The 26,957-nt window shown below is 57.4% G+C and carries 23 protein-coding genes and 2 pseudogenes; 12 read left to right on the forward strand and 13 right to left on the reverse strand.

What is annotated here, in order from left to right:
* The first annotated feature begins 65 nt into the window (after positions 1-65).
* Both ACK56M_RS17870 and ACK56M_RS17875 read left to right on the forward strand, forming a co-directional pair.
* Positions 66-515 carry a hypothetical protein gene (locus ACK56M_RS17870; RefSeq protein ID WP_101196601.1) on the forward strand — a complete coding sequence of 150 codons (450 nt, stop codon included), beginning with the start codon at positions 66-68 and terminating at the stop codon, positions 513-515.
* Entirely contained in the window at positions 512-1,117 is a 606-nt protein-coding gene (locus ACK56M_RS17875; protein ID WP_274395428.1) for a hypothetical protein, read from the forward strand. Before ACK56M_RS17870 ends, ACK56M_RS17875 begins: the two co-directional genes overlap by 4 nt.
* A gap of 659 nt (positions 1,118-1,776) precedes the next feature.
* On the opposite strand, the gene ACK56M_RS17880 is transcribed toward ACK56M_RS17875, so the two are convergent.
* From ACK56M_RS17880 to ACK56M_RS17890, 3 genes are all read right to left on the reverse strand, one after another.
* On the reverse strand, positions 1,777-2,550 hold the full coding sequence (locus ACK56M_RS17880) for a hypothetical protein (RefSeq protein ID WP_101196598.1): 774 nt from the start codon (positions 2,548-2,550) through the stop codon (positions 1,777-1,779).
* Complete coding sequence (locus tag ACK56M_RS17885) at positions 2,547-3,290, reverse strand: hypothetical protein (protein ID WP_157829294.1); 744 nt, start codon at positions 3,288-3,290, stop codon at positions 2,547-2,549. The genes ACK56M_RS17880 and ACK56M_RS17885 overlap by 4 nt, the downstream gene beginning before the upstream one ends.
* A gap of 472 nt (positions 3,291-3,762) precedes the next feature.
* A complete protein-coding gene (locus tag ACK56M_RS17890; protein ID WP_411958836.1) occupies positions 3,763-4,212 on the reverse strand; it encodes a helix-turn-helix domain-containing protein in 450 nt (149 codons plus the stop codon).
* Here ACK56M_RS17890 and ACK56M_RS17895 point away from each other — a divergent pair.
* The 4 genes and pseudogenes from ACK56M_RS17895 to ACK56M_RS17910 form a co-directional block, all read left to right on the forward strand.
* On the forward strand, positions 4,156-4,446 hold the full coding sequence (locus ACK56M_RS17895; RefSeq protein ID WP_101196635.1) for a DUF4031 domain-containing protein: 291 nt from the start codon (positions 4,156-4,158) through the stop codon (positions 4,444-4,446). The two genes, ACK56M_RS17890 and ACK56M_RS17895, sit on opposite strands and share 57 nt — an antisense overlap.
* A gap of 19 nt (positions 4,447-4,465) precedes the next feature.
* Positions 4,466-5,680, forward strand: a complete 1,215-nt coding sequence (locus ACK56M_RS17900) for a nucleoside triphosphate pyrophosphohydrolase family protein (protein WP_411958837.1) — start codon at positions 4,466-4,468, stop codon at positions 5,678-5,680.
* Positions 5,677-6,348, forward strand: a complete 672-nt coding sequence (locus ACK56M_RS17905; protein WP_101196594.1) for a uracil-DNA glycosylase — start codon at positions 5,677-5,679, stop codon at positions 6,346-6,348. Before ACK56M_RS17900 ends, ACK56M_RS17905 begins: the two co-directional genes overlap by 4 nt.
* A gap of 319 nt (positions 6,349-6,667) precedes the next feature.
* Positions 6,668-7,015, forward strand: a pseudogene (locus tag ACK56M_RS17910) (transposase); the annotation flags it as partial.
* Positions 7,016-7,336: 321 nt separating this feature from the next.
* Here ACK56M_RS17910 and ACK56M_RS17915 read toward each other — a convergent pair.
* Positions 7,337-7,966 carry a TetR family transcriptional regulator gene (locus tag ACK56M_RS17915; RefSeq protein ID WP_411958838.1) on the reverse strand — a complete coding sequence of 210 codons (630 nt, stop codon included), beginning with the start codon at positions 7,964-7,966 and terminating at the stop codon, positions 7,337-7,339.
* Positions 7,967-8,192: 226 nt separating this feature from the next.
* Between ACK56M_RS17915 and ACK56M_RS17920 the strand changes: the two genes are divergently transcribed.
* Positions 8,193-9,008 (forward strand): IclR family transcriptional regulator, encoded by an 816-nt coding sequence (locus ACK56M_RS17920; protein WP_411958839.1) that lies wholly within the window; start codon positions 8,193-8,195, stop codon positions 9,006-9,008.
* 17 nt (positions 9,009-9,025) lie between these two features.
* The gene (locus tag ACK56M_RS17925) at positions 9,026-9,217 is read left to right on the forward strand and encodes a hypothetical protein (protein WP_411958840.1); all 192 of its coding nucleotides are present in this window, start codon (positions 9,026-9,028) and stop codon (positions 9,215-9,217) included.
* A 289-nt stretch (positions 9,218-9,506) separates the two neighbouring features.
* Here the strand turns inward: ACK56M_RS17925 and ACK56M_RS17930 are convergent, their stop codons facing one another.
* From ACK56M_RS17930 to ACK56M_RS17945, 4 genes are all read right to left on the reverse strand, one after another.
* Positions 9,507-10,010, reverse strand: coding sequence for a transcriptional regulator (locus ACK56M_RS17930; protein ID WP_411958841.1), 504 nt, complete (start codon positions 10,008-10,010; stop codon positions 9,507-9,509).
* A gap of 63 nt (positions 10,011-10,073) precedes the next feature.
* Positions 10,074-11,501 carry an efflux transporter outer membrane subunit gene (locus tag ACK56M_RS17935; protein ID WP_411958842.1) on the reverse strand — a complete coding sequence of 476 codons (1,428 nt, stop codon included), beginning with the start codon at positions 11,499-11,501 and terminating at the stop codon, positions 10,074-10,076.
* Positions 11,498-14,638 (reverse strand): efflux RND transporter permease subunit, encoded by a 3,141-nt coding sequence (locus ACK56M_RS17940; protein WP_411958843.1) that lies wholly within the window; start codon positions 14,636-14,638, stop codon positions 11,498-11,500. The genes ACK56M_RS17935 and ACK56M_RS17940 overlap by 4 nt, the downstream gene beginning before the upstream one ends.
* Before the next feature lie 14 nt (positions 14,639-14,652).
* The gene (locus tag ACK56M_RS17945; protein WP_411958844.1) at positions 14,653-15,795 is read right to left on the reverse strand and encodes an efflux RND transporter periplasmic adaptor subunit; all 1,143 of its coding nucleotides are present in this window, start codon (positions 15,793-15,795) and stop codon (positions 14,653-14,655) included.
* A gap of 248 nt (positions 15,796-16,043) precedes the next feature.
* On the opposite strand from ACK56M_RS17945, the gene ACK56M_RS17950 reads away from it, so the two are divergent.
* The 4 genes from ACK56M_RS17950 (at position 16,044) to ACK56M_RS17965 (ending at position 20,589) form a co-directional block, all read left to right on the forward strand.
* Positions 16,044-16,769 (forward strand): IclR family transcriptional regulator, encoded by a 726-nt coding sequence (locus ACK56M_RS17950; RefSeq protein WP_411958845.1) that lies wholly within the window; start codon positions 16,044-16,046, stop codon positions 16,767-16,769.
* A 257-nt stretch (positions 16,770-17,026) separates the two neighbouring features.
* The gene (locus ACK56M_RS17955) at positions 17,027-17,686 is read left to right on the forward strand and encodes a paraquat-inducible protein A (protein WP_411958846.1); all 660 of its coding nucleotides are present in this window, start codon (positions 17,027-17,029) and stop codon (positions 17,684-17,686) included.
* Positions 17,673-18,296 carry a paraquat-inducible protein A gene (locus ACK56M_RS17960; protein WP_411958847.1) on the forward strand — a complete coding sequence of 208 codons (624 nt, stop codon included), beginning with the start codon at positions 17,673-17,675 and terminating at the stop codon, positions 18,294-18,296. Before ACK56M_RS17955 ends, ACK56M_RS17960 begins: the two co-directional genes overlap by 14 nt.
* A complete protein-coding gene (locus ACK56M_RS17965; protein ID WP_411959626.1) occupies positions 18,289-20,589 on the forward strand; it encodes an MlaD family protein in 2,301 nt (766 codons plus the stop codon). Before ACK56M_RS17960 ends, ACK56M_RS17965 begins: the two co-directional genes overlap by 8 nt.
* A gap of 75 nt (positions 20,590-20,664) precedes the next feature.
* Here ACK56M_RS17965 and ACK56M_RS17970 read toward each other — a convergent pair whose 3' ends face one another.
* From ACK56M_RS17970 to ACK56M_RS17990, 5 genes and pseudogenes are all read right to left on the reverse strand, one after another.
* Positions 20,665-21,684, reverse strand: a complete 1,020-nt coding sequence (locus ACK56M_RS17970) for an NADP-dependent oxidoreductase (protein WP_411958848.1) — start codon at positions 21,682-21,684, stop codon at positions 20,665-20,667.
* Between the two features lie 88 nt (positions 21,685-21,772).
* On the reverse strand, positions 21,773-22,636 hold the full coding sequence (locus ACK56M_RS17975; protein WP_411959627.1) for a methyl-accepting chemotaxis protein: 864 nt from the start codon (positions 22,634-22,636) through the stop codon (positions 21,773-21,775).
* A 42-nt stretch (positions 22,637-22,678) separates the two neighbouring features.
* Positions 22,679-23,401, reverse strand: a pseudogene (locus ACK56M_RS17980) (MCP four helix bundle domain-containing protein); the annotation flags it as partial.
* Positions 23,402-23,631: 230 nt separating this feature from the next.
* Positions 23,632-24,984 (reverse strand): outer membrane beta-barrel protein, encoded by a 1,353-nt coding sequence (locus ACK56M_RS17985; RefSeq protein ID WP_411958849.1) that lies wholly within the window; start codon positions 24,982-24,984, stop codon positions 23,632-23,634.
* An 88-nt stretch (positions 24,985-25,072) separates the two neighbouring features.
* Positions 25,073-26,650, reverse strand: coding sequence for a bifunctional 3-(3-hydroxy-phenyl)propionate/3-hydroxycinnamic acid hydroxylase (locus ACK56M_RS17990; RefSeq protein WP_411958850.1), 1,578 nt, complete (start codon positions 26,648-26,650; stop codon positions 25,073-25,075).
* Between the last annotated feature and the right edge of the window lie 307 nt (positions 26,651-26,957).

Raw genomic sequence — 26,957 nt, forward strand, 5'->3', positions numbered from 1 at the left:
AGCGAAGGATCAATAGATCCCCTTCAAGAACCACAATCCCCACACGTAATTGAGGAGTTTCATTGATGAGCAGTGATAAAGCGTGCATTGTCTTCACAACAGGGCTTGAACAGAAGGCCCAGGCGGTCGCGTTACAATTGAACGAGCAAGGATTCGAGGTCTGCATGTCTGAAGCCGACCAATCCGAGGTCGAGGCTGCTCAGGCGGAACAGCCGGTCTCCGACGAGATCCAGAGCTGCATAGATAACGCCATAATCAGCATTTTCCTAATCCCTGAGGAGCATTTCGAGTGCTTGGAAGCCGCGGCCGAACATGCTGCAACGTGCGGCACCCGTATCGTGGCCATCACCGAAAACGTCGAGTTACTGCCCACGGTGTTCGATGAACATGCCTACGCCGTACTGACGATTGGCAGCACACGGCTAGATCAAGTCATCAGCGGTGAACCGGTCTGGGAGTGCGCAGACGGAAGTTTACGTGAACAACGTGACATTGTGAGGGTTAAATGCCAATGAGCCCTAAAGTATTCTCGTACAAGCTCGTGAGGGATTACGGGTTTGCGCCAAACCCGTTTCACGGTGTCTGCACCCTAGGGACATGCAAACCACAGATCAGGAAAGGCGCCCGAGTAGGAGACATTATTATCGGCTGTGGAAGCAAAGCCCTGGCGCTGGAAGGTAAAATAATCTTCGCCATGCGAGTCTCCCAGAAAATGACCTTTCAAGAATACTGGGATCATGATGCATTCAAAATCAAGCGCCCCAATTTACGTGCGAGCAAAAGCATGGCCTATGGAGATAACATCTATCGTCGACACGGCGATGACTGGATTCAAGAAGACTCTCATCACAGCTTGCCAGAGGGAAGATTAAACCGAAATAACCTGGCCCGAGATACCGGCTCTGACAACGTGTTGATTGGGGAAGATTTCGTCTACTGGGGTGCAAGCGCCATAGAAATTCCCGAGCACCTTCGGAATTTTAAAGGAGACGACCTCTATCCACATTTCCGAAACTACCGAAACGGGTTCTCGAAAGACTTTAGGGCCGAAATTGATGCATGGTTCCAAGGCCTTAAAGATCGAGGCCGTAGAGGGAGGCCAGCTTCCTGGAATTAATCCGGGGAATCAGGAGCACTTAGAGTATCATGCCAGCGTTGTGCCTTGGAAAATCTAGGCAAGACGCTGGTCATACGCATCAGGAAGGCACTAGATTCATTCTTTTGGCGAGCACGTACTGCACGTGGTTACGTAACGGCTCAACCTTCTTATCCAGGTTATCTGAATCCCCAAAATACTTTGTGCCTACAATGTCGGCATGCGCTGTATCCTTCGGTCTCGCCGTATCGTAGACGCGAAAGGCCAGGCTCTTGCAGCCAGGAAATAGTACATCCCTCACTTGGTTGACCTTGAGCGTTACGGCACCCAATGATCGAAGCTCCGGATGCTTTTTAGGATTTCTGGCCTTCTTAGTAGCGTCGATCCCTGCGCATAAAGCCAGGACGTCCTCCAGTCTCTGAATTCCGAGTCGGGTCACAGACAGCCCTTGAGTAAACGCGCGATCAAACACCTTATGCGTGGGAGATCCATCGCTCGCGGAGTGGTACGGATGGCTCGCACACGCTGCTATAACTTCTTCGTCACGAACAGGATACGGAGAATCTTTGCTTACCGTCCGGTCCGGCAGAGAGCAGCCCTGTGCACAGGTCAGCAGAACGCTAATGCGCTCTGCAAATTTTTCGGCCTGGCCACCCGCCTGCATTGCCGCGAGGCAAGCACTACAAATGGGAGTATGAGTCATCCGTGAAATACTTAATCAGATATTGGGACAGTTCACTGTCTAGCTTATCGGATGGGCTTGCGCCCCCTGTTATGTACTCTTCACCTTCAGTGATGAAGAACGAATACTCTGGGCCACCATCAAAGTCAGCTGAGACGTAGCGAGTATCGGTATTCCATACCACAGCAACTGAACCATCGCCGCCCATCGCCAGGCCGGGCACTCTTAAACCTCGGCATTGCATGAGTTTCAAAAAGGTTTCTACCTGGTGTGCTGCCTTCTCAGACGCCGGCAGGCCACCGTAGCCGTCCCAACCTTTTTGCTCATTGACAAACGTATTGAGCCTGTTGAAAGCATAACTGTAATCAGGTAGCGCGTCCTCAACAGGAACTTCTAATGTCAGCTGTGTATGGCCGCCATGGAAAAAGGCTCGCAGCTGATGCTGTTCTTTCAGAGCTGCCTCAGAGTTTAGCGCAACCACCGACCGGCTAATATTAAGATAAAGCGTGTACTGATCGTAGGCCGTCGTAGAGCGCACCGAACTAGAAAACACCTTCATAAACATATTCAGCAACATATCGCGCGGCCAAGCAGCATCGGCAGCCTTACAGTTAACAGCCCGGTGATTGGACATTAGCGCGTAGCCTGAAGCTGCAACTTCTGCCAGATACCCGCTGTCGTACTGATCCGACTTCAAGGTGTGCGATGACTGATAGGACTGCCGCCAGATCGTCGGCTCAGACTTCATAACGGTAGAAAGAACGGCATTCATATCGTCCTCCTAGCTTCATCCACCAGCCCAATCAATGCTGCAGTCTGCTCATTAAGAACAGTGGCCAAAAGCGCCTTATTAATACCATGAAGGTATTCGAACCGCTCAAACAATTCCGAAAGACCCAGCGATACATTCGACTCGGAATGGAAATTATATTGATGCATGGTACGAACATGCAGCATCTTTCCATCTTCACTTTGAACCTTCGATACGTTCAAATTTACCAGCAAATTCTCGCTTTCAGACTCATGATGATCATCGAAGTATCCTTCATCGACGTGCCAAAGCCCATGCGCCTTGAATATTCGCCGAGGCAATGAATCGCACTCAAGATCCAAAACATCGTCGAGCCGACCCGTGAATTTCTCAAGATTGAATATGTTGGAGACTCGAAACTCAATGGCGCTCAAAGTGACATGCTTGATGATTTCATCAAAAAACACCGCAAACAACTCGTGCGCCTGCGCCTTTGTCTTTTCCCAACCGTCATACCTGGCATGCACCGTAAACATGAAGCCTTCATTATTTATAATGACTTCTGCATGCTTAACATCAAAAGGCGCATTCGCATCTTGGTTATCATCAAACAGAACAGCGAATAACCCACCATCATCAGCTGTTGATGACTGACCTGGAATGACAGGACCGACACTCGCCTTAACTTCTGAAGTACTTACTTCAAATTTTCGGGGCAACCATTTCGCAATACCGTCGCCCAACGAAGCGAGTTTGCTCATGATCTGAGGGTCCAGTGGCGAGACCCAGTCAAAGCCCATGCTCAAACGTTCTACGGCATGAAACAGTCCGTTAGGAAGCGGAGTGACTGAGGCTTGGGGGAATTTACACAACATTGACGATGTTTGATCCATGGTCGAGCGAGTCCGTTCACATAACCCTGCTTCGCGCAGGAGAGCTTCATTCCAGCGTTGTCGCTGGGCCTGACTCTAGGACGCCAAATGCCGCAATCTGTTCGCCTGGTGAGAGACAGTGTAGACGTAACCACGACGCATTTGATGTCCTTGCAATTGCCTCGGCAGCTCTGAATGATGGCAAATAGCCATCCCTAAACTCAAATTGCCGGTAGCTTACGACCTGCTGCTTATCGTTGTCTAGAGAGATGAGCCGCTTTTCTCGAGCACTGACATGATCAGCGATAGCCCAGCGACATCGTCAATGAATCCGACTGGCAACACGGTGAAAGGCTGACAACTAGGATACATGACCCCCTTTAAGCGTCATTTCAACCACTTCCAGGAAATGACGAATCACGCCTTCGCTTTGCGGCCATGAGCGCACCAGCGCCTGCACTCTCTGGGCCAGCTCATCGGAGGGAACAACCTGATTACCAGGGGTGGCTGACATGTGCAAAAAATTGCAAATAATTAGCAAATTTTTACTCAACAGCTTGCAGCCACCTCGCTCCATTTTGGAGATCTGTGTATAGTGCACTCCTGTGCTATCTTGCAGATTTTTAAGGGTTAATCCCCGCTGAATCCGCACAGTTTTGATATTTTTACCAAGCTCTGATGCATTCATTTGATTGATTTTTTTTGCAAATTTTGCAGAAAATACTTGCACATTTTCCTGTGCGAGGCGAGCACCATGGCAGTCTATGTTGACGCGGAAGGAATAAAGTGGCGCGGCCGCGAATGGAGCCATCTGGTTGCAGATTCTCTGGATGAGTTACACACCTTTGCCCACAAGCTCGGCTTAAGGCGCAGCTGGTTTCAGTCCAACACGCTCTATCCGCACTACGATGTAACCACGTCAGTCAGAGCGCGGGCACTTGCAATGGGGGCGCACGGCGCAGATCGGAAAAAAATTGTCAGTTGCGCAAGGCAGATGCGATCCGAGATGATTCAAGCTCATCGAGATGCCCTCTCTGGCATCTGACTATGGAAAGGGATGTTCCATGCCGGTACCGACACCGCAACCACCTTCGCTGTCGATCCCCCAATACCGACTGAAAGCCGGCGGCACCAATCAATTTCAGACGAATGAAGCCGGCTATCAGAAACTGAAGTTCGGCTATTTTGGCGAAGTCGGAGGGCTACTGTCCGCAGTCAAAAAAGTCGGTCGCGACCGCCTAGCGGCATCCGTCAACGACTTGGCTGCCGAGGAGCTCGGGGATGCCTTGTGGTATTTGATCAACATCGCGGCATCGGTTGGTGTCGGCCCGGATGAAGTCGGTGCCAACTGCATCGCCTTTCTCCGTTCACAATTCGGGGAAAGCGAGAAGCCTCCGATACTCCCCGTGACTTTCCGGCACATCGACAGCCTCATGGAAATGCGGAGGAGCCCAGACAACGTCGACCGCTCAGCCCAGCTTGCTAGACTTGCGAATCGGGCAGGCGTATTGGCCGAGATTTCGTATTCCGCCATGCAAGCATTGTCTCCGCAAGCGCGAAGCCAGAATCTGGGGATTCATCTGGCAGAACTGGCCATCGCTTGTGCCAGCTTCGATCTGAGGTTCGAAGACGTGGCGCGTAGCAACATCGGCAAGATCCTCAGCAGGTGGCCAGATGACGAAGCCGTTTATCCCCCACCATTTGATCTCAAGTGCCCTGATCATGAACAATTCCCCGCCGAATTGGCCATGGAGTTCAATGAGCGAGGCACCCGCGAGGACGGTTACGTTGTTCAGAGCCTGAAGGGCGTGTTCATTGGGGATAGGCTCACAGACAACAGCAACGAGCCGGACGACTACCGCTTCCACGACGTTTTTCATCTGGCCTACGTTGCGTTTTTGGGCTGGTCGCCAGTTCTGCGCGCACTGCTCAAACGCAAGCGTAAGTCGGATCCCAAGAAGGATGAAAACGAAGACGGTGCCAGAGCTATGATCATTGAGGAAGGCATCGCAACCTGGATTTTCAACCATGCCAAGAGCCGTAGGTTTTATATCGATGCCAAGCCAGGCGCGCTGGATTACAGCGTGCTTAAACAGATCGAGAGCATGGTCGAAGGCTATGAGGTTGAAGCGTGCAAACTCTGGCCGTGGGAAAAAGCAATCCTTACCGGTTTTGAGGCCTTTCGCGAATTGCAGAGACACCGGCGAGGGACCGTCCATGTCAACGTACTTGAGCACACCATGCACTTTGAACCTTTGGAACATAAAGAGCAGCCATGAACCCTACCGCCTTTGTGAATGCCCTGTCTGAGCTAAAGCTGGACAACGTATTCAATCCCTATGCTGACAAGTGCCCAGTGCATGATCGAAGCGATGCTGTCGCCGCACGCCGCCGCAATCTGCGCGGCTATCTCAAAGCCGCGACGGATATCGGTGTCGACACCATCTGGATGGGACGTGATCTAGGGTATCGCGGCGGTCGGCGGACCGGACTGGCTCTCACCGACGAATACCATCTCCCGGAAATGATGCAACGCTACCCCGGCTCCAGCTTCAAGCAGGCAACGGTCGGCCCTGCATTGGTCGAGCGAACGGCGTCGGAGATTTGGTCGGTGCTAAGGGTACTCACCCTCCCGCCAATGCTATGGAATGTCTTTCCGTTTCATCCCCACGAGCCTGGCAATCCCTTCACCAATCGCAAATTCACCTCGCGTGAGCTCCAGACGGTCGATCTGCTCAATGAGACCTTGATCAAATGGCTAGGCATACGTCGGGTTGTTGCCATTGGTGGCGATGCCTACAGCTACGCTAGCCGCTTTGATGTCGAAGTAATTGCAATCCGCCACCCGAGTTATGGCGGCATCAAGGATTTCCGCAACGGCATGAGCGCGCTGTACAACATCCCAGTCGAGGCATTCAATTCAAAACGCCAGGGTTCACTATTCTGAATCCGGAAATGACGAGAGCAACTGCTTAGCGGCCTTAGCGCCGCCTAGCGATTCCACATCCAGATATGCATGGGTGGCAATGCACGTCAAAACCCCGCGCTCAAATCCAGCCTCATCACTGACAAACTTATGCAGGTTGCAGGGCGGTGCATCATGCCATAACAGATGATTTAATCTCACATATTCGAAGTCCGACGCTTGCAGAGAGCCAAGATGGTTCCGGCCAGATGATCGCTTTGGGTCGATTCTGTTGAAAAAGTAGCTGCCTCCCCATGCCGTTGGCAGAATTGCTTTGTCAGCGAGCGTGGGGGCGAACAGCATGATGGGACAGTTACCAAGAGGACAGCAGCGCCTGTTCTACCCATTCAATCTGGAAGATCACGTCCCGGCCTAACATCTCCTACGCAGCATCGACCAGTGCCCGGATCTCAGTGATCTGCGTGCCTACCTGGCGGATTTCTATAGCCCCATCGGGCGTCCCTCGATTGACCCGGAGTTAATGGTGCGCATGCCGGTCGTCGGCTACTGCTATGGCATTCGTTCCGAGCGGCGATTGTGCGAAGAGGTTCACCTAAACCTGGCCTATCGCTGGTTCTGCCGGCTGGGTCTGGAAGACGAAGTACCCAATCACTCAACCTTCTCGAAGAATCGCCATTCTCGGTCGCGCATTCCGCTGGGGGTATCCAAGGGCATTTCTGGAGGTACATTTGGGATTCTGATAACCAAAAACACCGTCCCAGAGCCCTATCCAAATGTTCTTCGGCAGCCCTGAAAGTCTCTAGACATGTCTTTCAGACACAAGAACAAAGTCACCGCGCCTGCTGTTTTCGCCATCTACTGGACCATTACCCAGAACATATTGCGCCCCTGCCAGACCGTGCCCGCATCATCTGTTAAGTCAATAAAATTCAGCGATATAGCCCCCGCCCCAGTTGAACGCCAAAAGGGATGGATCTCAATGTGGGCGGGTCAGTCAGATCACAGCAGGTCAGAGCGTCTTGCTCGGTAGTCTTACAGGCAGAAGCAACTCCAAGACGAAGCGCTCTACTTCTTGACCAACGAGGCTTTGCTCACCCGGCCTACCTAACATCAAGGCCTCACTTAGGGCGCCAAACATGAAAGTCTGAACCACCTTGGCCTGTGCGCTCGAATCACAACATGACGCAATACGCTCTCGTGCCTGCTCGATGACCAATGACACATACAGGGCGACTCGCTGCTGCATGCTCCGCAAACGCAGCAGCAGACGTTCGCTTACGTTCCGCAACTCCCGCCCCTGCAGCAAAATCAGCGCGCTTCTGCGCAGGTGCGGTTCAAGCAACGTGCGCTGGACTCCCTGCCCCAGCTCATGGGCCATTTCCTGAATGCTGGGTGGCCGATCGAAATCGCTCTTCTCGATTGGCAATTGATCCCAGGGAAACCAAGCACGTGCGACGACAGCATCCAGAAGCTCAGGCTTACCTTTGAAATGCCAGTAAATGGCGCCCCTACTCAGTCCGGCAGTATCGGCAATCTCCTCCAGATTGGCAGCTGCATAACCCTGGTCACTGAAGACCCACTCGGCGGCATCCAATAATCGCAAGCGAGTTCGCTCCATCTCCGCCTTGCTTCTTTTCATCGAGAACTCCTCCGTGGTTGGGTCTGAATGGTGATGATCACTTTTTCTCCTCGGCCTGACGGCGCCCACTGGTTCCTCGTGGTCGCGACGGTCGCTGACCGATGGCATGGCACACATTGTACCGCAATGTGATAGACTGTAGCGCATTATGGTACAACAAGCGACTCAGAATGATCCGACTCGTGCAAACCTGCGAGGTGGCCACACCTTCGCCCATAAGGATTTTATGAACGCCGACAGAGCACAATCGATCCAAGAACCTCGTTGCGGGGGGATTCAGGTCATCGCACGCGCGAGCGCCATCATGCGCTGCCTGGCCGCCCAGCCCAGGGGCTTGAGCCTGACCACCATTGCTCACGTGGTGGGGCTGCCACGCTCGACCGTGCAACGCATCATCGCCGCCCTGGAGGCCGAAGACATGATCGAAGCACTGACCGGCAGCGGCTATCGTCTGGGCCCGGGCTTTCACCAACTGGTTCACCAGGCGCATGGCGATATCATTTCGATCGCCCAAACAGCATTGCAGCAGTTGGGCGACCAGTTAGGGGAAACCGTGGCGCTGTCCTGCATACGAGGTCAGCAAAGCACAGTCATCAGTCGTGTGATCAGCAAGCATGAACTCCAGGTGGTGATTCCGTTGGGTCAGTCAGTGCCCATGCACACCACCGCGGATGGCAAGGTGTTGCTGTCCACGCTGAGCGATGAGCAGATCAAGCAGTGGCTGACGTCGACCCCGGAAAAGTTGACCACCCACACACTGAGCCTGTCTGCGCTGCTCAAGCAGATGCCGGACATTCGCCGCGAAGGCATTGCCGTGGACATTGAAGAGCACACGCTGAATGTGAATGCGATGAGTATCCTCATTCCGACGCTGATGGGCTCGCATGCCGTATCGGTCATAGCGCCAGCCGTGCGATTCAAACGGCGCCGCACGGAATATCGCAGCGCATTGAAAACCTTCAAGAAGCATTTCATGTTACTTCAGTCAGCCAGCACCAATGAGCAGTCACCTCCCCATTGGCAAGTTCGCATTTCACACTAAAACCCGGAGTACTAAAGATGAAAATCACTATCAAGCAGCGTGACACTTCCAACATGTCCCACGAGACCGCGGACCAGGTGGGCGACATCTGGGATGTCTATCAGGGTGACGTTCTCGTTGGGGTGTACCACAGTGAGTCCGACGCCCTTAAATATAAGAAACTACTGGAAAGCAAACTCCTGGAGACGCTTTCCCCTCCGCGCAACTGACTTGCCCTGCAACGCGATACATGGCCTTGCGCTGAACGCTCATCAGCTTCAGCCAAGGCCTTTCAGCATCCCCTTCTGACATAGCGCCTCCCGACCCTGAAGGCGGCACACGCACTTCAGCCCCCTCAAGGCATCAACACTTCCAATCCTCGCAGCCCAAAAGACAGCCTGTCACCACGGGCCTTTATCTCATGCGCAAAAAAGGGAAAGCACTTGAAATGCTTTCCCTCAGGTAAATCCCACATCGTCTTGATGGTAGCGCCTGCCACCTTGACTGATGACGACCGCGTCACTCCACCAAGGGCAGCTCCCGGCCGATATCAAGATTATTGATCGAGTCCAACTGCGTCTCGATTTGCAGGAAACGCATGGCGCGTTTAGGCGATACGTCTTTTGCAATGCGCTGGATATATTTCTGACGAAGGTCGAGCTGACGCTGTTGCAAATCATTGACACGCTGCAGCAACGAACTCGCCAACTCATCGGTCACATTGCCGGTGCTGTACGCCCCCGAGTAATCGATCATTATTTCCAGCGTCTGCCGACTGATCTTTGCAGCTTCCGCGCGGTAGGTGTTGTAAATTGGCCAGAAACGCTCGGCCTCCTCACTCTCCAGCGCCATGTTGAGTTCCACCACACGTTTACGGTTGTAATCAACATCAGCCAATCGGTTTTGAATTTGTGCCTGATGCTGCTTCATGACTTCCTTTCCACTGGGCGGAGACGAACTCTCTGCAGCCATCAATGGAAAACTCAGTAGCACCAGCATTGCAAAAGCTGGACGGACCTTCATGGACTTCCCCTTGTTTCAAAATGGGCACTGCAATCACACCTCGATTGCAGTGCCACGGACTACCTAACCTTGCTGCTTGCCCTGAGCCGGTCCTGTGCTGTGCCAGCCACCCCCGGCAGCCTTGAACAAGTTCACTTCTGCAACCAGTTGCGCCAGCCGATCCTGAATCAGTTGCTGACGCGCACTGAACAGTTCGCGCTGGGCATCAAGCACGCTCATGTAGCTGTCAACGCCTTCGTCATAGCGCTGCCTGGCCAAGTCGTAGTAAGCCTGGTTGTCATCTACCCTGCCCTGCTGGCTCTGCAATTGCTTGCCGTAGGTTCCGCGGGCCGCCAATCCATCCGCGACTTCCTGGAATGCCTTCTGAATCGCGCCTTCGTATTCACTGACGTTGATGTCACGGCGAATCTTCGCGTAATCCAGATTGGCCTGCAGACGCCCTGCATTGAAGATAGGCAGGCTGATCTGCGGCACAAACTGCCACATGCCCGAGCCGCCGTTGAACAAGCCGTCGAGCTCGGCACTCGACGTACCAGCCGCACCAGTCAGGGTGATGCTCGGGAAGAACGCCGCACGCGCCGCGCCAATATCAGCATTGGCGGCCTGCAGGCGATGCTCGGCGGCCTGAATGTCAGGTCGGCGCAACAACACTTCCGAGCTGAGCCCCATGGGAAACTGGGCCAACACTGGTTCGGCCAATGGCAGCCCTGGTGGCAAATCACCCGGTAGACGCGCACCGATCAGGCGCTCCAGCGCATTGAGGTCCTGGGCCACCTGGCGCGTGTACAGTGTCTCCTGCACCTCGGCCTGGGAAACCAAGGTTCGCGCCTGGCGCACATCAAGCTGAGATGCGGTACCACTGTTGAACCGATCTTCAATCAGCCCGAGACTGTCGCGGTGGGTCTTGAGGGTGGAACGGGCCAGTACCAGCTGATCCTGATCACTGCGCCACGTCAGATAAGCGGTGGCCACATCAGCCACCAACGAGACCTGCACGCTGTAGCGCGCGGCATCCGAAGCCAGGTACTGCTCGGCGGCGGACCTGCTCAGGCTGCGCAAACGGCCGAACAGGTCCAGTTCATAGGACACGCCGAGGGCCACCTGGTACTGGCTCTGGATGTTTGCATCACCTGTCGTCGAGAGGTCGCTCGGCACTCGCTGGCGACTGCCACTGGCGCCCAGGTCGACGCTGGGAAACTCCTCTGCCCGCTGGATGCGGTGCAATGCCCGGTAGGCCTCGACATTCAAGGCGGCCTGACGCAGATCGGTATTACTGTCCAACGCCTGGTTCACCAGGCGCTGCAATGCTGGATCGCGAAACACCGACTGCCAGGCCATGAGCGCCTTGTCAGTGGCCCTCTCAGGCGCGGCATACGCCGCGCCTTCGGGCCAGGTAGCAGGGATATCCGCCTGCGGACGCTGGTACTCGGGAATCAGGCTGCAGCCAGCCAGTGCAAGGGCCAACGCCAGGCTCAAGGTCTTGAGCTTCATGCCTGTTCTCCTTGTGCAACGACTTGGCGTTTTTTGCCCCGCTCGAACAATGCCACTACCGCCACATAGAACAGCGGCACGAAGAACAGCGCGAGCAGGGTTGCGGTGATCATCCCGCCAACCACGCCGGTCGCCAGCGAATGCTGGCTGCCGGAGCCTGCGCCCGCGGCGCGAGCCATCGGCAGTACACCAAAGGTAAATGCCAGGGAGGTCATCAAGATCGGTCGCAGACGCAGACGGGCCGCCTCTACCGCCGCCTTGACCAACGGCACGCCTTCACGCTCATACAGTTCCTTGGCGAACTCGATGATCAGGATCGCGTTCTTCGCGGTCAGGCCAATCGTGGTCATCAGGCCAACTTGGAAATACACATCCGCGCCCAGGTCACGCCACAGGGTCGCCAGCACCGCGCCGAGAATACCTACCGGCACGATGGCAATGACCGCCACCGGCACCGACCAGCTTTCATACAGCGCCGCCAAGCACAGGAACACGATCATCACGGTCAGGGCGTAGAGCATCGGCGCCTGGTTGCCGGTTTTGATCTCCTCGTAGGACAAGCCGTTGTAACTCAGGCCAATCCCTTTCGGCATCTGCTTCATGATCTCGGCAATGGCGATCATCGCATCCCCAGTGCTGTAACCAGGCGCCGGCTGGCCCAGGATATTCACAGCCGAAATCCCGCCATAGCGCTCCAGCTTCGGCGAACCATAGATCCACTGCCCGCTGGCAAACGCCGAGAACGGCACCATCTGCCCAAGGTTGTTGCGAACGAACCACTTGTCGAAGTCTTCCGGCCCGATCCGCGAGGTGTCGTCACCCTGCAGATACACCCGCTTGATCCGTCCACGATCGATGAAGTCATTGACATACATCGAACCCCAGGCCGCCGACATCGTGTCATTGATCGACTGGATGCTGACTTGCAAAGCGCGCGCTTTCTCGTCGTCGATAACGATCTTGTACTGGGGTTCATCATCCTTGCCATTCGGACGCACCGCCGCCAGAACGGGGCTCTGCGCAGCCAGGCCAAGGAACTGATTACGCGCAGCCATCAAGGCTTCATGCCCGAGACCGGCGTTGTCCTGCAGGTAGAAGTCGAAGCCCATCGCGTTGCCCATTTCCAGGATCGCGGGCGGGACGAAGGCCATGACTGTGGCATCCTTGATGCCGGCAAAGTGGCCGTTGGCACGCTGCGCGAGGCTGAAAATGTCTTGCCCCTTGCCATGACGCTCGCTCCAGTCCTTGAGCATGACAAACGCCGAACCAGAGTTCTGGCCGCGACCTGCAAAGTTGAAGCCGTTGACCGTCAACACCGAGGCCACGGTATCGGTTTCATTCTTCAACAGGTAATCAGATACCTGGCTCAGGATCGCTTCGGTACGCTGCGCCGAACCGTTCGACGGCGCACGGGCCTCGATAATCAACAGACCCTGGTCTTCGTTGGGCAGGAAGGCGCCAGGGATGCGCGTAAACAGGAAACCGGTACCCACGGTAATCAGCAAGAAGATCAGCAGATAACGACCACGGCGCCCGAGCATGTGCTGCACACCACGCTCGAAACGCTGGGTGCCGCGGTCAAAGGTGCGGTTGAACCAGCCAAAGAAGCCTTTCTTCTCGGTATGGCCATGGCCTTGCGGCGCCTTGAGGATGGTCGCGCACAATGCCGGAGTAAAGACCAGGGCCACCAGAACGGAGATACCCATACAGGCCACCACGGTGACGGCGAACTGCTTGTAGATGATGCCTGCCGAACCGCCGAAGAACGCCATCGGCACAAACACCGCCGACAGCACGGTACCGATACCGATCAAGGCACCCGAAATCTGCTCCATGGATTTGCGTGTGGCCTCCACGGGTGACAACCCTTCGTCATGCATCAATCGTTCGACGTTCTCCACCACGACAATGGCATCATCGACCAACAGACCAATGGCCAGCACCATGGCGTACATGCCCAGGGCATTGATGGTAATGCCGAACATTGGCAACACGGCAAAGGCAGCCAGCAGCACGACCGGAATCGCCAACGTCGGGATCAACGTGGCACGGAAGCTCTGCAGGAACAGATACATCACCACAAACACCAGGATGACAGCTTCGAAAATGGTGTGGACGACCGATTCGATCGACGCTTCAACCACTGGCGTGGTGTCATACGGGAAAACGATCTCGACCCCTTCCGGTAAGTTCTTGGTCTGCTTGTCCAAGACTGCACGCACGGACTTGGCAGCCTCCAGAAGGTTGCCGCCTGGCGCCAGGCGAAGGGCTAGACCCGATGCTTCCTTACCGTCATAGCGAACAGTGATTGATGCATCATCCGCACCCAGTTTGACTTCAGCTACGTCCTTGACCCGCACCTGAGAACCATCGTCGTTGACCTTGATCAGCACGTCCTCGAACTCGTGGACGCTGGTCATACGCGTTTTACCGATAACGGTGGCGTTCAATTGCACGCCGGCCCGTGTCGGCAAGCCTCCCAATTGGCCAGACGATACTTGGACGTTCTGCTCGCGGATCGCAGAGGCGACATCGTTCGGAGTCAGTTGGTAGCTGTTGAGCTTGCTGGGATCAAGCCAGATCCGCATCGCATAAGGCGCGCCGAACAGCATCACGTCGCCAACACCGGTGACCCGCGAGATCGGGTCTTGCAAGTCGGATGCGACAATGTTGCTGAGATCCGCACTGTTGAGCTTGCCAGCGGTGTCCACCAGGCCGACCACCAGGAAGAAGTTCTGCTGATACTTCACCACTTTCAAGCCCTGGCGTTGGACTTCCTCCGGCAAGCGTGGCGTGGCGAGTTGCAGCTTGTTCTGCACCTGCACCTGCGCGATATCCGGGTTCACGCCCTGTTCGAAGGTAACAATGATGGTCATGCTCCCATCACCATTGCTTTCGGCGGACATGTAGCGGAAACCATCCAGGCCACTCATCTGTTGCTCGATGACCTGGACGACAGTGTCCTGCACGGTCTGCGCCGAAGCCCCTGGATAAGTCACTTGAATCGATACCGCCGGAGCGGCAATGTTCGGGTACTGGCTGACGGGCATGTTCAACAACGACAACGTGCCCGCCAACATGGCGACAATGGCAAGTACCCAGGCGAAAATCGGCCGATCAATAAAAAAGCGTGACATGAACTCAGCGCTCCTCAGTTTGCCGCTTGGGCTTTGCCGGTGAAGTCAGAGACCAATTGGACGTTGCTGGCCTCTACCGGCTCGACCTGGATCCCCTTGCTCAGGCGCTGCAGACCTTCGGTGACGACTCGATCACCGTCATTCAGGCCCTTGCCGATCAACCAGGCATTGCCGACGGTGCGCACGGTTTGTACCTCACGCTGTTCAACCTGATTGCCGGCAGTGACCAACCACACCAGTGACTGACCGCGCGTATCGCGGACCACTGCCTGCTGCGGCACGAGCAAGGCTGCCTCGTCCACGCCCTCATTGATTTGCGCCCGCACGAACATGCCCGGCAACAGGGTGCGCTGGGGGTTCGGGAATTCGGCACGCAGGGTCACGGACCCGGTGGTTGGGTCAACCCGCACTTCCGAGAACTTCAGCGTTCCCTTGAGTGGATACGCACTGCCATCATCAAGGGACAGCCCCACCTCCGTCTGGCTCTCACCGTTCTGCAGGTGCCCAGCCGCCAACGCGCGCTGCAGGCCAAGCAGCTTGGTGATCGGCTGCGTCACGTCGACGTAGATCGGATCCAGCTGGGTCACCGTCGCCAGTTCCTGGGCCTGGCCGTTGGTGACCAGCGCCCCTTCGGTGACCGACGAACGCCCGATACGCCCGGAAATCGGCGAAAGCACCTGGGTGTATTGCACATTGATACGTGCCACCTGTGCATCGGCCTGCGCCTGCAGCCAGGCAGCCTGTGCATCGTCGAACTGTTGTTGGCTGATGGCATTGGTCTGCAGCAAGCGTTGGTAGCGCTGAGCCAGATTGCCCGTGGTCCGCAGGTTGGCCTCGGCGCGAGCCTGCTGGGCGTTGTAGGTACGCGGATCGATCTGATACAGCGCCTGCCCCTGCTTGACCTCACTGCCTTCAACGAAGGTGCGCTTCTGAATGACTCCCGACACTTGCGGCCGAACTTCCGCCACCCGATAGGCCGAGGTTCGGCCTGGCAGGTCGCTGGACAGCAATAGCCGCTGAGCATGCACCTGATACACCCCGACCTGCGGTGCGGCGGGGGGTTGGGCTGCTTCCTGCTTGCCACAACCAACCAGTAGCGCAGCCAATGTCAAAGGCACCAAGGCCTGGGAGGCGCGTATGGATGAGTTAAGAGCCACCGAGCGATTCTCCTGAAGAGTGTTTTGATGAGTGGAGGGAAGTACCCCTATGTGGTACAGTGAACCACAATACGATTCAGCATGGCAACATGAGCCCCTCCCACAACGGTGGCAACCTCCTTTTCATCCTGGCGGTGAAGGCAACGAGGGCATTTATCGATGCGTAGCCGATACACTGGCCTGCCCATCACAGAGAGGACAAAATGAACACCTCAGACGAACAGAACGCTCGGCACTCCGGCATCCAGGTGATCGCCCGCGCCGGATCGATCATGCGAGCGCTTGGCAACAATCCACGGGGCTTGAGCTTGGCGGCCATCGCGCAGGCCGTTGACCTGCCCCGCTCGACAGTGCAACGGATCATCAATGCGCTATTGGAAGAACAGCTGGTCGAGGCCGTAGGCCCGAATGGCGGCTATCGCCTGGGGCCCGCACTTGGGCAACTGATCAATCACAGCAAGAGCGATATCATCAGCCTGGTCCAGCCCTTCATGATCGAGCTGTCGGAACAACTCCAGGAATCGACCTGCCTCAGCCATCTGGTGGGTGACAAGATTTCGGTGATCAATCGGCATATTGCCGAGCGTGAACTGCGCGTGGTGTTCCCCATTGGCACCCAGGCGCCGGCGTTTGCCTCATCGGCAGGACGCATGCTGCTCGCAGGTAAGGATGAGCACACCATTGGCCAGTTGTATCAAGAGCCACTGCCACAGTTCACCGACAAGACCCCCGACCTGGCGGCATTGCAAGTGCAACTGCAATCCGCTCGGCGCGACGGTTACAACATCGATTACGACGAATACATCCTGGGCGTGAGTTCATTCTCAGTGACACTCCACACCTACATGGGCCTCTACGCGCTCACCGTGGTTGTGCCGAGTGCACGCGCAAACCGAGCCGCGGAAATTATCGCCGCGCTTCAATCGAGCAAGCCAAAGGTGGAAAGCACAATCGGCGCGGCCGGCCAGGACTGAATAACCTGTTCGCCGGCGTCGGCCTTCATCACGAAAATGATCAGCCATTACGGGCGGCTTCCGTTTCACAAGAAATAGAAGCCGCCCGATCAGGTGCAATCTGATTCTCGATTGCCCTAAGCAACTTATTGCACACAACCCTCTATGCATCATGTACTCATGAAGTACGCCTCGTGCCTCATAGGCGTTGCTGTCAGTTGAACCAGGACTTTCAAACCCGGCCGCATTGAAACCCTCGACATAGTCAGAACTAACACATGCCAATCCCAGCCACTCCAGCCGCTCGGAACAACATGCAACTTGGCGCACTCACGGCCTGCCTCGAGTGTGACCTGCTGCTACGCAAACCCATGTTGCGAAAAAAAGAAAAAGCGCATTGTCCGCGCTGTGACCATGAGCTTTGCGCTGATCGCCCCGACGTCGTTGACCGCGGCCTGGCATTGGTACTGACGGCGCTGCTGCTCTACATACCGGCCAACTGCCTGCCGATCATGCAATTGCACCTGCTCGGCCAGACGAGCAGCGATACGGTCTGGAGCGGGGTGACAGGCCTGTTCAACACCGGCATGCGCGGCGTTGCCGTGGTGGTGTTTCTATGCAGCATGGCGATTCCACTGCTCAAGCTGACCTTTCAACTTGTGGTTCTTGCAAGCCTTCGCCTGAACACCCGAAAGAAACACGCAATAGCCTGCTATCGCGCCTACCAGCATTTGCGTGAGTGGGGCATGTTGGAAGTTTACTTCATGGGCATTCTCGTCGCCATCGTCAAGTTGGTCGACCTGGCTGAACTCACCCTGGGCGTCGGTCTTTTCTGTTTTATTTCATTGTTATTCATACAGGTTTGGCTGGAGATCGAAATGTCGCCACAGCAGATTTGGAGCATCTTGTCAGAGGAGAACGAACATGCGCGCGATTGATGCAGGCATTCTGGTATGCGATACATGCCACGCCTTGAACCGTGAAGACCCAGACCGTCAGTCAATACCCTGTTCACGTTGTGGCGCTACTGTCCACCCGCGCAGACCCAACAGTATCGTGCGTACCTGGGCCTTGTTGATCACAGCCACCATCCTTTACATCCCTGCCAATGTGCTGCCGATCATGACCGTCAATACATTGGGCCAAGGCAGCCCAGCAACCATCATGTCGGGTGTTGTTGCCTTGATACAACACGACATGTTGCCAATTGCCGCGGTCGTGTTTATTGCCAGCATTCTCGTGCCCACATTCAAGTTGGTGGGCATCGGCCTGCTGTTGTACTCGGTACAACGGCACCAGCCACTCTCGGCGCGCCAACGAATATTGATGTATCGCTTTATCGAATTCATCGGCCGTTGGTCCATGCTCGATATTTTCGTCATTGCCATTCTGGTGGCCGTCGTCAATTTCGGGCACATCGCCAGCATCGAAGCCAATCCTGGCGCCATCGCATTCGCCACCGTGGTGATACTGACGATGCTCGCCGCTTTAACGTTCGACCCCAGGCTGATCTGGGACAACACGGAATCGGATGACGACAATGAGTAATCGACCATCGGCGAACACCCGGCCAGCATCAAGCTGGTCAGCAATCTGGATTCTGCCTGTCATCGCATTGGCGATTGGCGGCTGGTTGGCGTGGCAAGCTTATCGAGATGCAGGCATCGATATCCAGGTCCGCTTCCTTTCCGGCGAAGGCATTGTCGCCAATAAAACCGAGGTTATTTACAAAGGCATGTCGGTTGGCAAGGTCAAGGCGCTGGTACTCGACAACGCGCAAGGCGATGCTGGTGTCATCGCCACCATTGAGATCAAGCAGGAAGCCGCGCCCCACCTCACCACAGGGACACGCTTCTGGCTGGTCAAGCCCAATGTCAGCCTTGCGGGCATTACCGGGCTGGAGACACTCGTGTCGGGTAATTACATCGCCGTCAGCCCCGGTGACGGAGAGAAAGCCACACACTTCAATGCCCTGGCGGATGCTCCGCCCCTGTCCGATAGCGAACCCGGCCTGCATCTGACGCTCAAGGCGGATCGACTCGGATCGCTGCATCGAGACAGTCCGGTATTCTACAAACAGATCCAGGTCGGCCGAGTGAAAAGCTACCGGTTGTCCGATGGGCAAGACGCGGTCGAGATCAAGGTCTTCATCGAGCCCGCCTACACCGCGCTGGTTCGCAAACACACGCGTTTCTGGAATGCCAGCGGTATCAGTGTGGATGCCGACCTTTCAGGTGTGAAAATACGCAGTGAATCGCTTTCCAGCATCGTTGCGGGGGGCATCGCCTTTGCCACTCCGGACTATCGCACGGACAGCCCTCCCGCCGACACCCACCCCTCCTTCCGCCTGTACGATGACTTCGATGCCGCCCAGGCGGGTGTTCGCATCAAGGTCAAGCTGACTGACTATGAAGGCTTGCAGGCGGGGCGCACTCCCGTCATGTACAAAGGCATACCTGTCGGCTCGCTCAAGAGCCTCAAAGTGGCGGATGACCTGGTCAGTGCCAGCGCCGAGCTGACCCTGGATCCGATGACGGAAAACTACCTCGTGGAAGGTACTCAGTTCTGGGTGGTGAAGCCTTCCATTTCCCTGGCGGGGATTACCGGCCTGGAGGCGCTGGTGAAGGGCAATTACATTGCCATCCGACCCGGTGAAGTGGGTGGCAAGCCCCTGCGGGAGTTCGAGGCGCGCGCCAAGGCACCGCCTCTTGATCTGAAGGCGCCAGGGCTGCACATGGTGCTATCGACCACTAGCCTTGGCTCCCTGGAAGTCGGCAGCCCCGTGCTGTATCGCCAGGTGAAAGTGGGCAGTGTGCAGAGCTATCAATTCAGCCGGGACAACAAGCAAATCCTCATCGGCGTTCATATCAGCCCGGAATACGCCAAGCTCGTCAACGGCTCCTCGCGCTTCTGGAATGCCAGCGGCATCACCCTGTCGGGCGGGCTCTCGGGCATCAAAGTCAAAAGCGAATCACTGCAAACGCTCATGGCCGGCGGCATCGCTTTCGATACCCCGCAACAGGATGTACCCATCAAACGCCAGATTCCACGCTTCCGCCTGCACGAAAACCAGGAAGCCGCGGACCGCGCGGGGACCTTGGTAAGCATTCGGATAGACCGCGCCGATGGCCTCAAGCCCGGCACTGCGATTCGATTCCGCGGCCTTGACGTGGGCAGTGTTGAAAGCGTCGATTTCACCGCCGACCTGCAAGCGGTCCTGCTCAAGGCGCGGATCACCCAAGCCCAGGCCCGCATCGCCCGCGCCGGCACGCAGTTCTGGGTGGTCAAGCCGGCCCTTGGCCTGGTGCGCACCGAGAACCTCGACACCCTGGTCGGCGGGCAATACCTGGAGGTGCTGCCGGCACTGAAGGACAGAGGTCCGCAGCATGAGTTCGTCGCCCTGGACGAGCCGCCGACGCTCAAAGGCGAGGAAGTCGGCCTACCGTTGACCCTGAGTGCGCCACGCCGTGGCTCGATCAAGCCGGGGGTCCCGGTTACCTACCGTGAAGTGACGGTTGGCAAGGTCACCCACTACGAACTGGGCCAGTCCGGTGATCGGGTGCTGATCCACATTCTCATCGAACCACGCTATGCGGCGCTGGTGCGCAGCGGCAGCCGGTTCTGGAACAGCAGTGGCTTCGGTTTCGACTGGGGGCTGTTCAAGGGCGCCACCGTCCATACCGAATCAGTGGAAACGTTGATCGCGGGTGGCATCGCCTTCGCCACTCCCGAAGGCGAGCTGATGGGTAACCCGGCACGGCCACAGCAGACGTTCGCGCTGTTCGACAAGCCCGAGGAGCAATGGCTGAGTTGGGCACCCAAAATAGCGATCGAGAAATAAACGCAGCACAGCAGCCCCACGGGCATCGTCGCAGGCGTAGGCACGCCACCTTTCCTGGCAACAAGGTGAACTTGTCTACTCTGTGGCAATCCGAATCAGCCGCTTACCGCGATTCTCGCCCCGATAAACACCCGCGATTGAGCCAGGAGCATGCTCGATCCCCTCAAGTACGTCCTCCAGATAACGAACCTGTCCGGCACGGACCCAGGCTTCAATTTCTCGCAATGCCTCGGGAAATCGTTGGGCGTAGTCGAAGACCAGAAAGCCCTGCATTCTTGCACGCTTGACCAGAAGGTGACGCTCGACGCGCGGCCCGAGAGGTATCGGGTCCCAACTGGAGACCGACGCCGTGCCGCAGATGATCACTCGGGCGCCGGGGTTGAGGCGGCGCATGACCGCATCGCTGATGCGCCCAGCGGTGTTGTCGAAGTAGACGTCCACGCCCCGAGGGCACGCGGCATCCAACGCCAGCTCGAAATCCTCGGCCTTGTAGTCAACGGCCGACGCGTAACCGAACATCTCTCGACAGAGTTTCACTTTGTCCGGACCACCGGTAAGGCCTACGGTATGGCAGCCTTTGATTTTGGCAATCTGGCCGGCACACGAACCCACTGCCCCGGCGGCGGTGGACACGACGACGGTCTCTCCAGGCCGCGGTTGGCCGACATCGAGCAGGGCGAAATAGGCTGTAAGCCCGTTCAGCCCCAAAACACCGAGCGAAGTGGAGAGCGGCAGCCCAGCCTGGTGAACCTTGCGCTCGATCGCCTTGGCGTCAACGACCGCATAGTCCTGCCAGCCGAACATTCCGGTGACGAATTCGCCCGGATGGAAATCAGGATGCCGTGAACCCTCTACCCGCCCGGCAGCAAAGGCGCGCATCACATCGCCAAGCGCCACGGAGTCGGAATAGTTGGCGACCGCACTGACCCATCCGCGCATTGCCGGCTCGACCGACAGGTAGATATTGCGAATCAGAACCTGACCGTCCGCGAGATCAGGCAGCGGTGTCTCGACAATCTCGAAATGTTCCGCGTCGGGAATACCTGACGGCCTCGAGCGTAGTATGACCTGCCGGTTCTTTGTCTCTCGCAGCATGCTGACTCCTGTTGTGTGCTATCACGCCAAACTAAAAACGGCTTGCTGAAGAAGGAGCCCATTCAATGACCTCTCCATTTAGTGCACGTCAAACCCGGAAGGTGCGCACCACCTCGCGAAGACCGTTCGCCAGCCGCGTCAACGCCTCGCTGGCAGCACGGGTCTGTTCGGCATCCGCCGTGGTGCGCAAGGACAAAGCGCGGATGTTCAGCAGATTGCTGTCGATCTCCCGGGCCACCTGAACCTGCTGTTCGGCGGCACCGGCAATGAGCAAGGTACGCTGGCTGATTGCCTCGACGGTATCGCCGAGCTGCAACAGGGCTTCAGCGGCGCTGTGGGCGGTATCCAGTGTCGAGCGCGCCCGCTCGCGGTTCTGCTGCATGCTGGCTACCGCCTGTGTGGCTGCCCCATGCAGTTCGCCGATGATGCCTTCGATTTCACCGGTCGACTGCTGTGTGCGCAAGGCCAAGCCTCTGACTTCGTCGGCGACCACCGCGAAGCCTCGCCCGGCATCTCCGGCGCGGGCTGCCTCGATCGCGGCGTTGAGTGCCAGCAGGTTGGTTTGCTCGGCGACGGCACGGATCACCTCGAGCACTCGCGCGATGTTCTGCACACCCGCAGCCAATGCCTGCACCTGATGCGCCGCGAGCCCGACGTCCTCGACCAGCCGAGCGATCGAATCCAGACTGCCCTGCACCTCCGACCGCCCTGAGCGCGCGGCATGCTCGCCCCGCGAGGACTCACTTGCGCTGGCAGCCGCGTTGCGGGCCACCTCGTCGACTGCCGTGGTCAACTGGTTGACAGCGGTTGCCGCCTGGTCGATCTCACCGTCCTGGCGCCGCAATTGCTGGGTCGAGGTTTGCGTGATGCCGTGCAACTGCTCGGCGGCGTCTCCCAGTTGGGCCGACGCATCACCAATACGCTGCAGCGTGGTGGCCAGGTTTGCCCGCATGTCACTCAGCGCGCGAATCAGTTGAGCTGGCTCGTCGCATCCCTGCGTCTCGATCCGCCCATCGAGTTCACCACGGGCAATCGCCTGCGCAATACTGACCGCCTGGGCCAGAGGCTGAAGCAGGCTTCTCGTGTAAAGCCAGGCCAAAAGACAGACACACAGCGCAACCAGCAGCAAGGTGATGGCCACACCTTCACGCGCCTGCTCCCGCGTCTGCACCACCGCCTTGGCGGCGTGCTGATAACGCTGCACATAGAAGGTCCGTAGCTGTTGGGCCGCTTGGGCCTGTTCAAGCGCATGGCGATCAATCGCGCCGCCAAGCGCCCGCAGAACCTGCTCCATCTGGCCAGCCTCGGCCAGGCGGATGATTTCCAGTTGTCCTTCATGGTAACGCTTGTAAGCCAGCATGTACCGATCGAACAATCCCTGGGCCTCGGCGCCGTCCCGGCGTTGGGCAAAAGCCTGCTGCCGTTCGCCTATGTCCCTCAACGCCTGGGCCAGCCCCTTGCGGTTGTCGGCAAGCAGGGCGGCATCACGCAAGACCACCAGGCGAAAGGACATCACACCTGCACGCTGGACCACCGCGTCGAGCGCATCCAGCTCAAGAATCGCCGGCACCCAACGCTCGGTGACAAGCGCCGATTGCCGCTCCATTCGCTGGATCATCAGGAGCGCGAAAACGCCCAGCAAGACGACAAGCCCGCCGATCAAGCCAAAGCCCAACGCCGAGCGCGCACCAAGATTGAGATTGCGCAGAAATAGCATCTGGAAAGTCCCTGGAGTGTGAGATGAAGTCCGGACGGCACCAGCTTTTGACCGGCGCCGCCGAGCTCCGCGTGGGGGAATGGCGTCCAGGGCACGGGTAGCACCCTCAACGGCATGCGCATCCTGCGCATGACGACGACCGCGCCAGGTGATGAATCTGGCTGGGTCATGCCGACATCCAGTCAGCAATTCTTGGGTGTGACCAGACCGCTCATGGCCAAAGCGCTCGATCAGAAATAGAACAGCGCCTCGACCATCGCCGTCAGTTGTGTACGGTCACGGCCGTTGCCATAGGGGCGATCATGCTCGCGAGCGTCGAACCAGTCGTAGCGCAGCTCCGGTCGCAGCGTAAGATTGCCGTTGACATCCCAGCGCAGCCCTGCGGTGAGCGCATTGAAGTCGCCACCACTGGTGCTGGTTGGAAACAGGATGAAACCGTCCGGGTCACTGAAGTGCTCCCCACGCACTGAAAACGAAAGGTCCTGACGGTACTGGTAGGTCAGCACGGCATTCGCCCCCCACCAGTGCGCCCCGTCGAAGGCCGGGCCAGTCACCACGTCCACCGTCGATAGCTTGCCGTCGCCTGCCTGGTGGCCGTAAACCACTTCGGCGCCCATCGACCAGCGCGCGTTGAAATTGTGCCAGCCGTTCAAGGAATGTTGCTGCTTGAGCTGGCCGCTGTCGGCGATCAACCGCGAAACGGGTGCCTGAACATCGCTGACACTGTCGTTCTGTTCATTCCCGACGATGAACTCGTAGTCGATCCAGGTGTTCATGTCTGGCGTGCGCCAGCGCAGCGCACCCAGGACCGATTTGTTATCGTTGTTGTCGCGAAGGTTGTACCAGCCCTGCACCACCCCAAGTTCCAGGCCGAGGATACCCGGGTCGCCATCGAGCAGGCGGGTTCCCGCCAGCACGCCGGAAACCGTGCCCGGCTCACTGACGAACGCATACGTCTTGCTGGCAAACGGGTTGCGGGCTATTCGAATGTTCGGCGGGATCTCATAACCCAATGCCGGGCCGAATACCCCCGCCATCAAGTTGAACCCTGGGCCATAAGGCACATAGGCCGTGGCAGCGAAGTTGGGGATGGCCAGAAAGCGCTTTTTGTCTCGCCGGGCCTTGTCGTTGTCGTCCTCGTTCATATTCCAGTTCATGTCCCAACCGAAGGTGCGACCGAACTGCGCATTGCGCCCGTAAAAGGCCTCGAAAGTGAAACCGATGTCGAACTGCTCGGGCTTGGGCCCGGGCAGCGGGGTCATGCGCGGCACGACAACGCCTTGCAATGGCCTGTCCACGAACAGGTGCAGCCCACCCAACTCCAGGCCCTCGTCCGAGAACCCGGTAATGGGCATATTGCTCATGCCATCGTTGCGCTCATCATGGGTTGAACGGTTGTTGCGCGTATAACCGATATCCAACATGTTGGACACGGTAATACCGTAATCACGTTCAAGGGTATCGCCGAAGAGTTCTCTGAATAACATACCCTCCCCCCGCGCTGGCGCCTCGACAGCATAGCAATCCAAAATGGCCAGGGCGACAAAGGCCGCACCAAGCGTTTTGATCTTGATGTTGTACATGGATCTGTCTCTTGTTGTTGTTATCAGAACATTGTTGCAAGAACAGAAAATGAAACTTGTACGGCTAAACAGGAAATCGTGACGGCAACTACTTACTGATGTTCATGGCGTTGCGCCAATCATCGATCAAGGTATTCAATTCAACGTCATCACGAGCACCGCCGTAGACATAGAAGTCCGGACGACACAGCACGGCGACACAACCCAGTTCGTCCAGCCAGGCCTGATAGCGGCCATCCACATCCTTGATGCCGCCCTCTCCCAGGTGCACCAGCACGGCATGCTGTGCCTGCAGGGCCGCCCGGTTCTGGGCAGAGATCGCCTGCAGCGCTTCGGCGTTACGCGCGATGACCGCAAAGTTCACACCCAGCACATCGTCGAACAGCCCCTCGCGACCTTGTGCCTGGATGCGCCCCTGAATGCCCAGCAGACCCGCGCCTGGCGCACCGTCAAGCCATAGCCCCTGGCCCAGTTGCGGGCGTGGCGGCGGAGGCGGCGCATAACCTGGCTGCTGCTGCGCCGTGATCATCTCGCGGTCACGCTGTGCGGCGATGGCGGGATCGGTGATGCAGATCACCTTGCCCAGTTCGATGGCAAAGCCGATCAGTTGCTGAACATGCTCGGAACGTTCGGGGCCGTAGCTGTCGAGTACCTGATCGCCAAGGCGCCCTCGCAGAACCGCATCGAGCCGCCAGGCCAACGCCATGCTGTCGCGCAGGCCACTGCACATGCCCTGGCCAGCGAAGGGTGGCGTCAGGTGCACGGCATCGCCCGCGAGCAGTACACGCCCCTGTCGCCACTCCTGCGCCCACTGGCCGCGGAAGGTATAGACCGCATGGCGCTCCAGCGCGGCATTGGCCGGTGTAACATCCCATGGCGCCAGCAGTGCCCATGAGACGTCCGCACGGTTCATGTCCGCCAGGGTTTCGCCTGGATGCAACATGAATTCCCAACGCCGCCGCCCAGGCCCCCCAGGCACAATCGTGGTGGGGCGTTTGGGATCGCAAAGCTGCCAGGTCTTGGGCGTCCACTCGCGCTCGGCATGCGGTTTGACATCCACCACCAGCCAGTTGAAGGCGAAGCCCAGGTCGTGCATCTGGATACCCAGCGTGCGCCGCACGAACGAGTTGGCGCCATCAGCGCCAATCACCCAGCGCGCACGAACCTCACCACGCTCGCCAGTACCGGTCCACTGTCCATCGCTCAGCTCTCCACGCTCCATTGCGATATGCACACCCTGAGCATCCTGGGTGAGCGTCGTGGCGCTCCAACCTTGATACACGGTGACGGATGGCTGTCGTTTGACGTGGACATCGATGACCCGTTCCAGCTCGGGCTGCGCGAACATGTTGGAGATCGGCCAGCCGCTCGGGCCCATGCCGCGCCAATCCAACTCCAGCAGCAGCTCGTGATCCGCATTGCGCCACTGATAGGTATCGATGATTTCAGAGATTTGATTGACATCTTCGATCACACCGGCGGCCTGCAGGATACGCGCCACCTCATGATCGAAATGCACTGCGCGTGGCAGCTGGTACAGATCGGGCCACCGGTCGATCACCGTCACGCGGTGCCCCATGCGCCCTAGCAGTAATGCCAGCAGCTGGCCGGTTGGTCCGTAGCCAACGATGGCCACATCCGCTTCATTCGAGAGGCAATGATTCACAGGAATGTCTCCGTAGCAGGACCTCGGTAGGGTCCCCGTTGTTGTAGTGGAGTCATTCTTGTGAAATTAGACCGGTTCGTCAATATGACATTTACGTACAAATATAAATCATCTTCTTGAGGCTGGGCCCAGTGGACGCACTGAAACGCCAATCTCAAGATAATTGATTAGAAATCAATGCCTTGCTTGTCACCTATGGCGATACCATGGTCTCAACAATCGTGGCGACTCAGGATGAAGCCTGGGCAGGCAGGCCTCCCGCCGCGCCCTGACAAGGCGCTGCTGCAAAGCTCAAGGGCCTTACCCG

Origin of the sequence: Pseudomonas sp. s4, assembly GCF_046764235.1 — a bacterium.
In the GTDB taxonomy this organism is placed as follows: Bacteria; Pseudomonadota; Gammaproteobacteria; order Pseudomonadales; family Pseudomonadaceae; genus Aquipseudomonas; species Aquipseudomonas asiatica.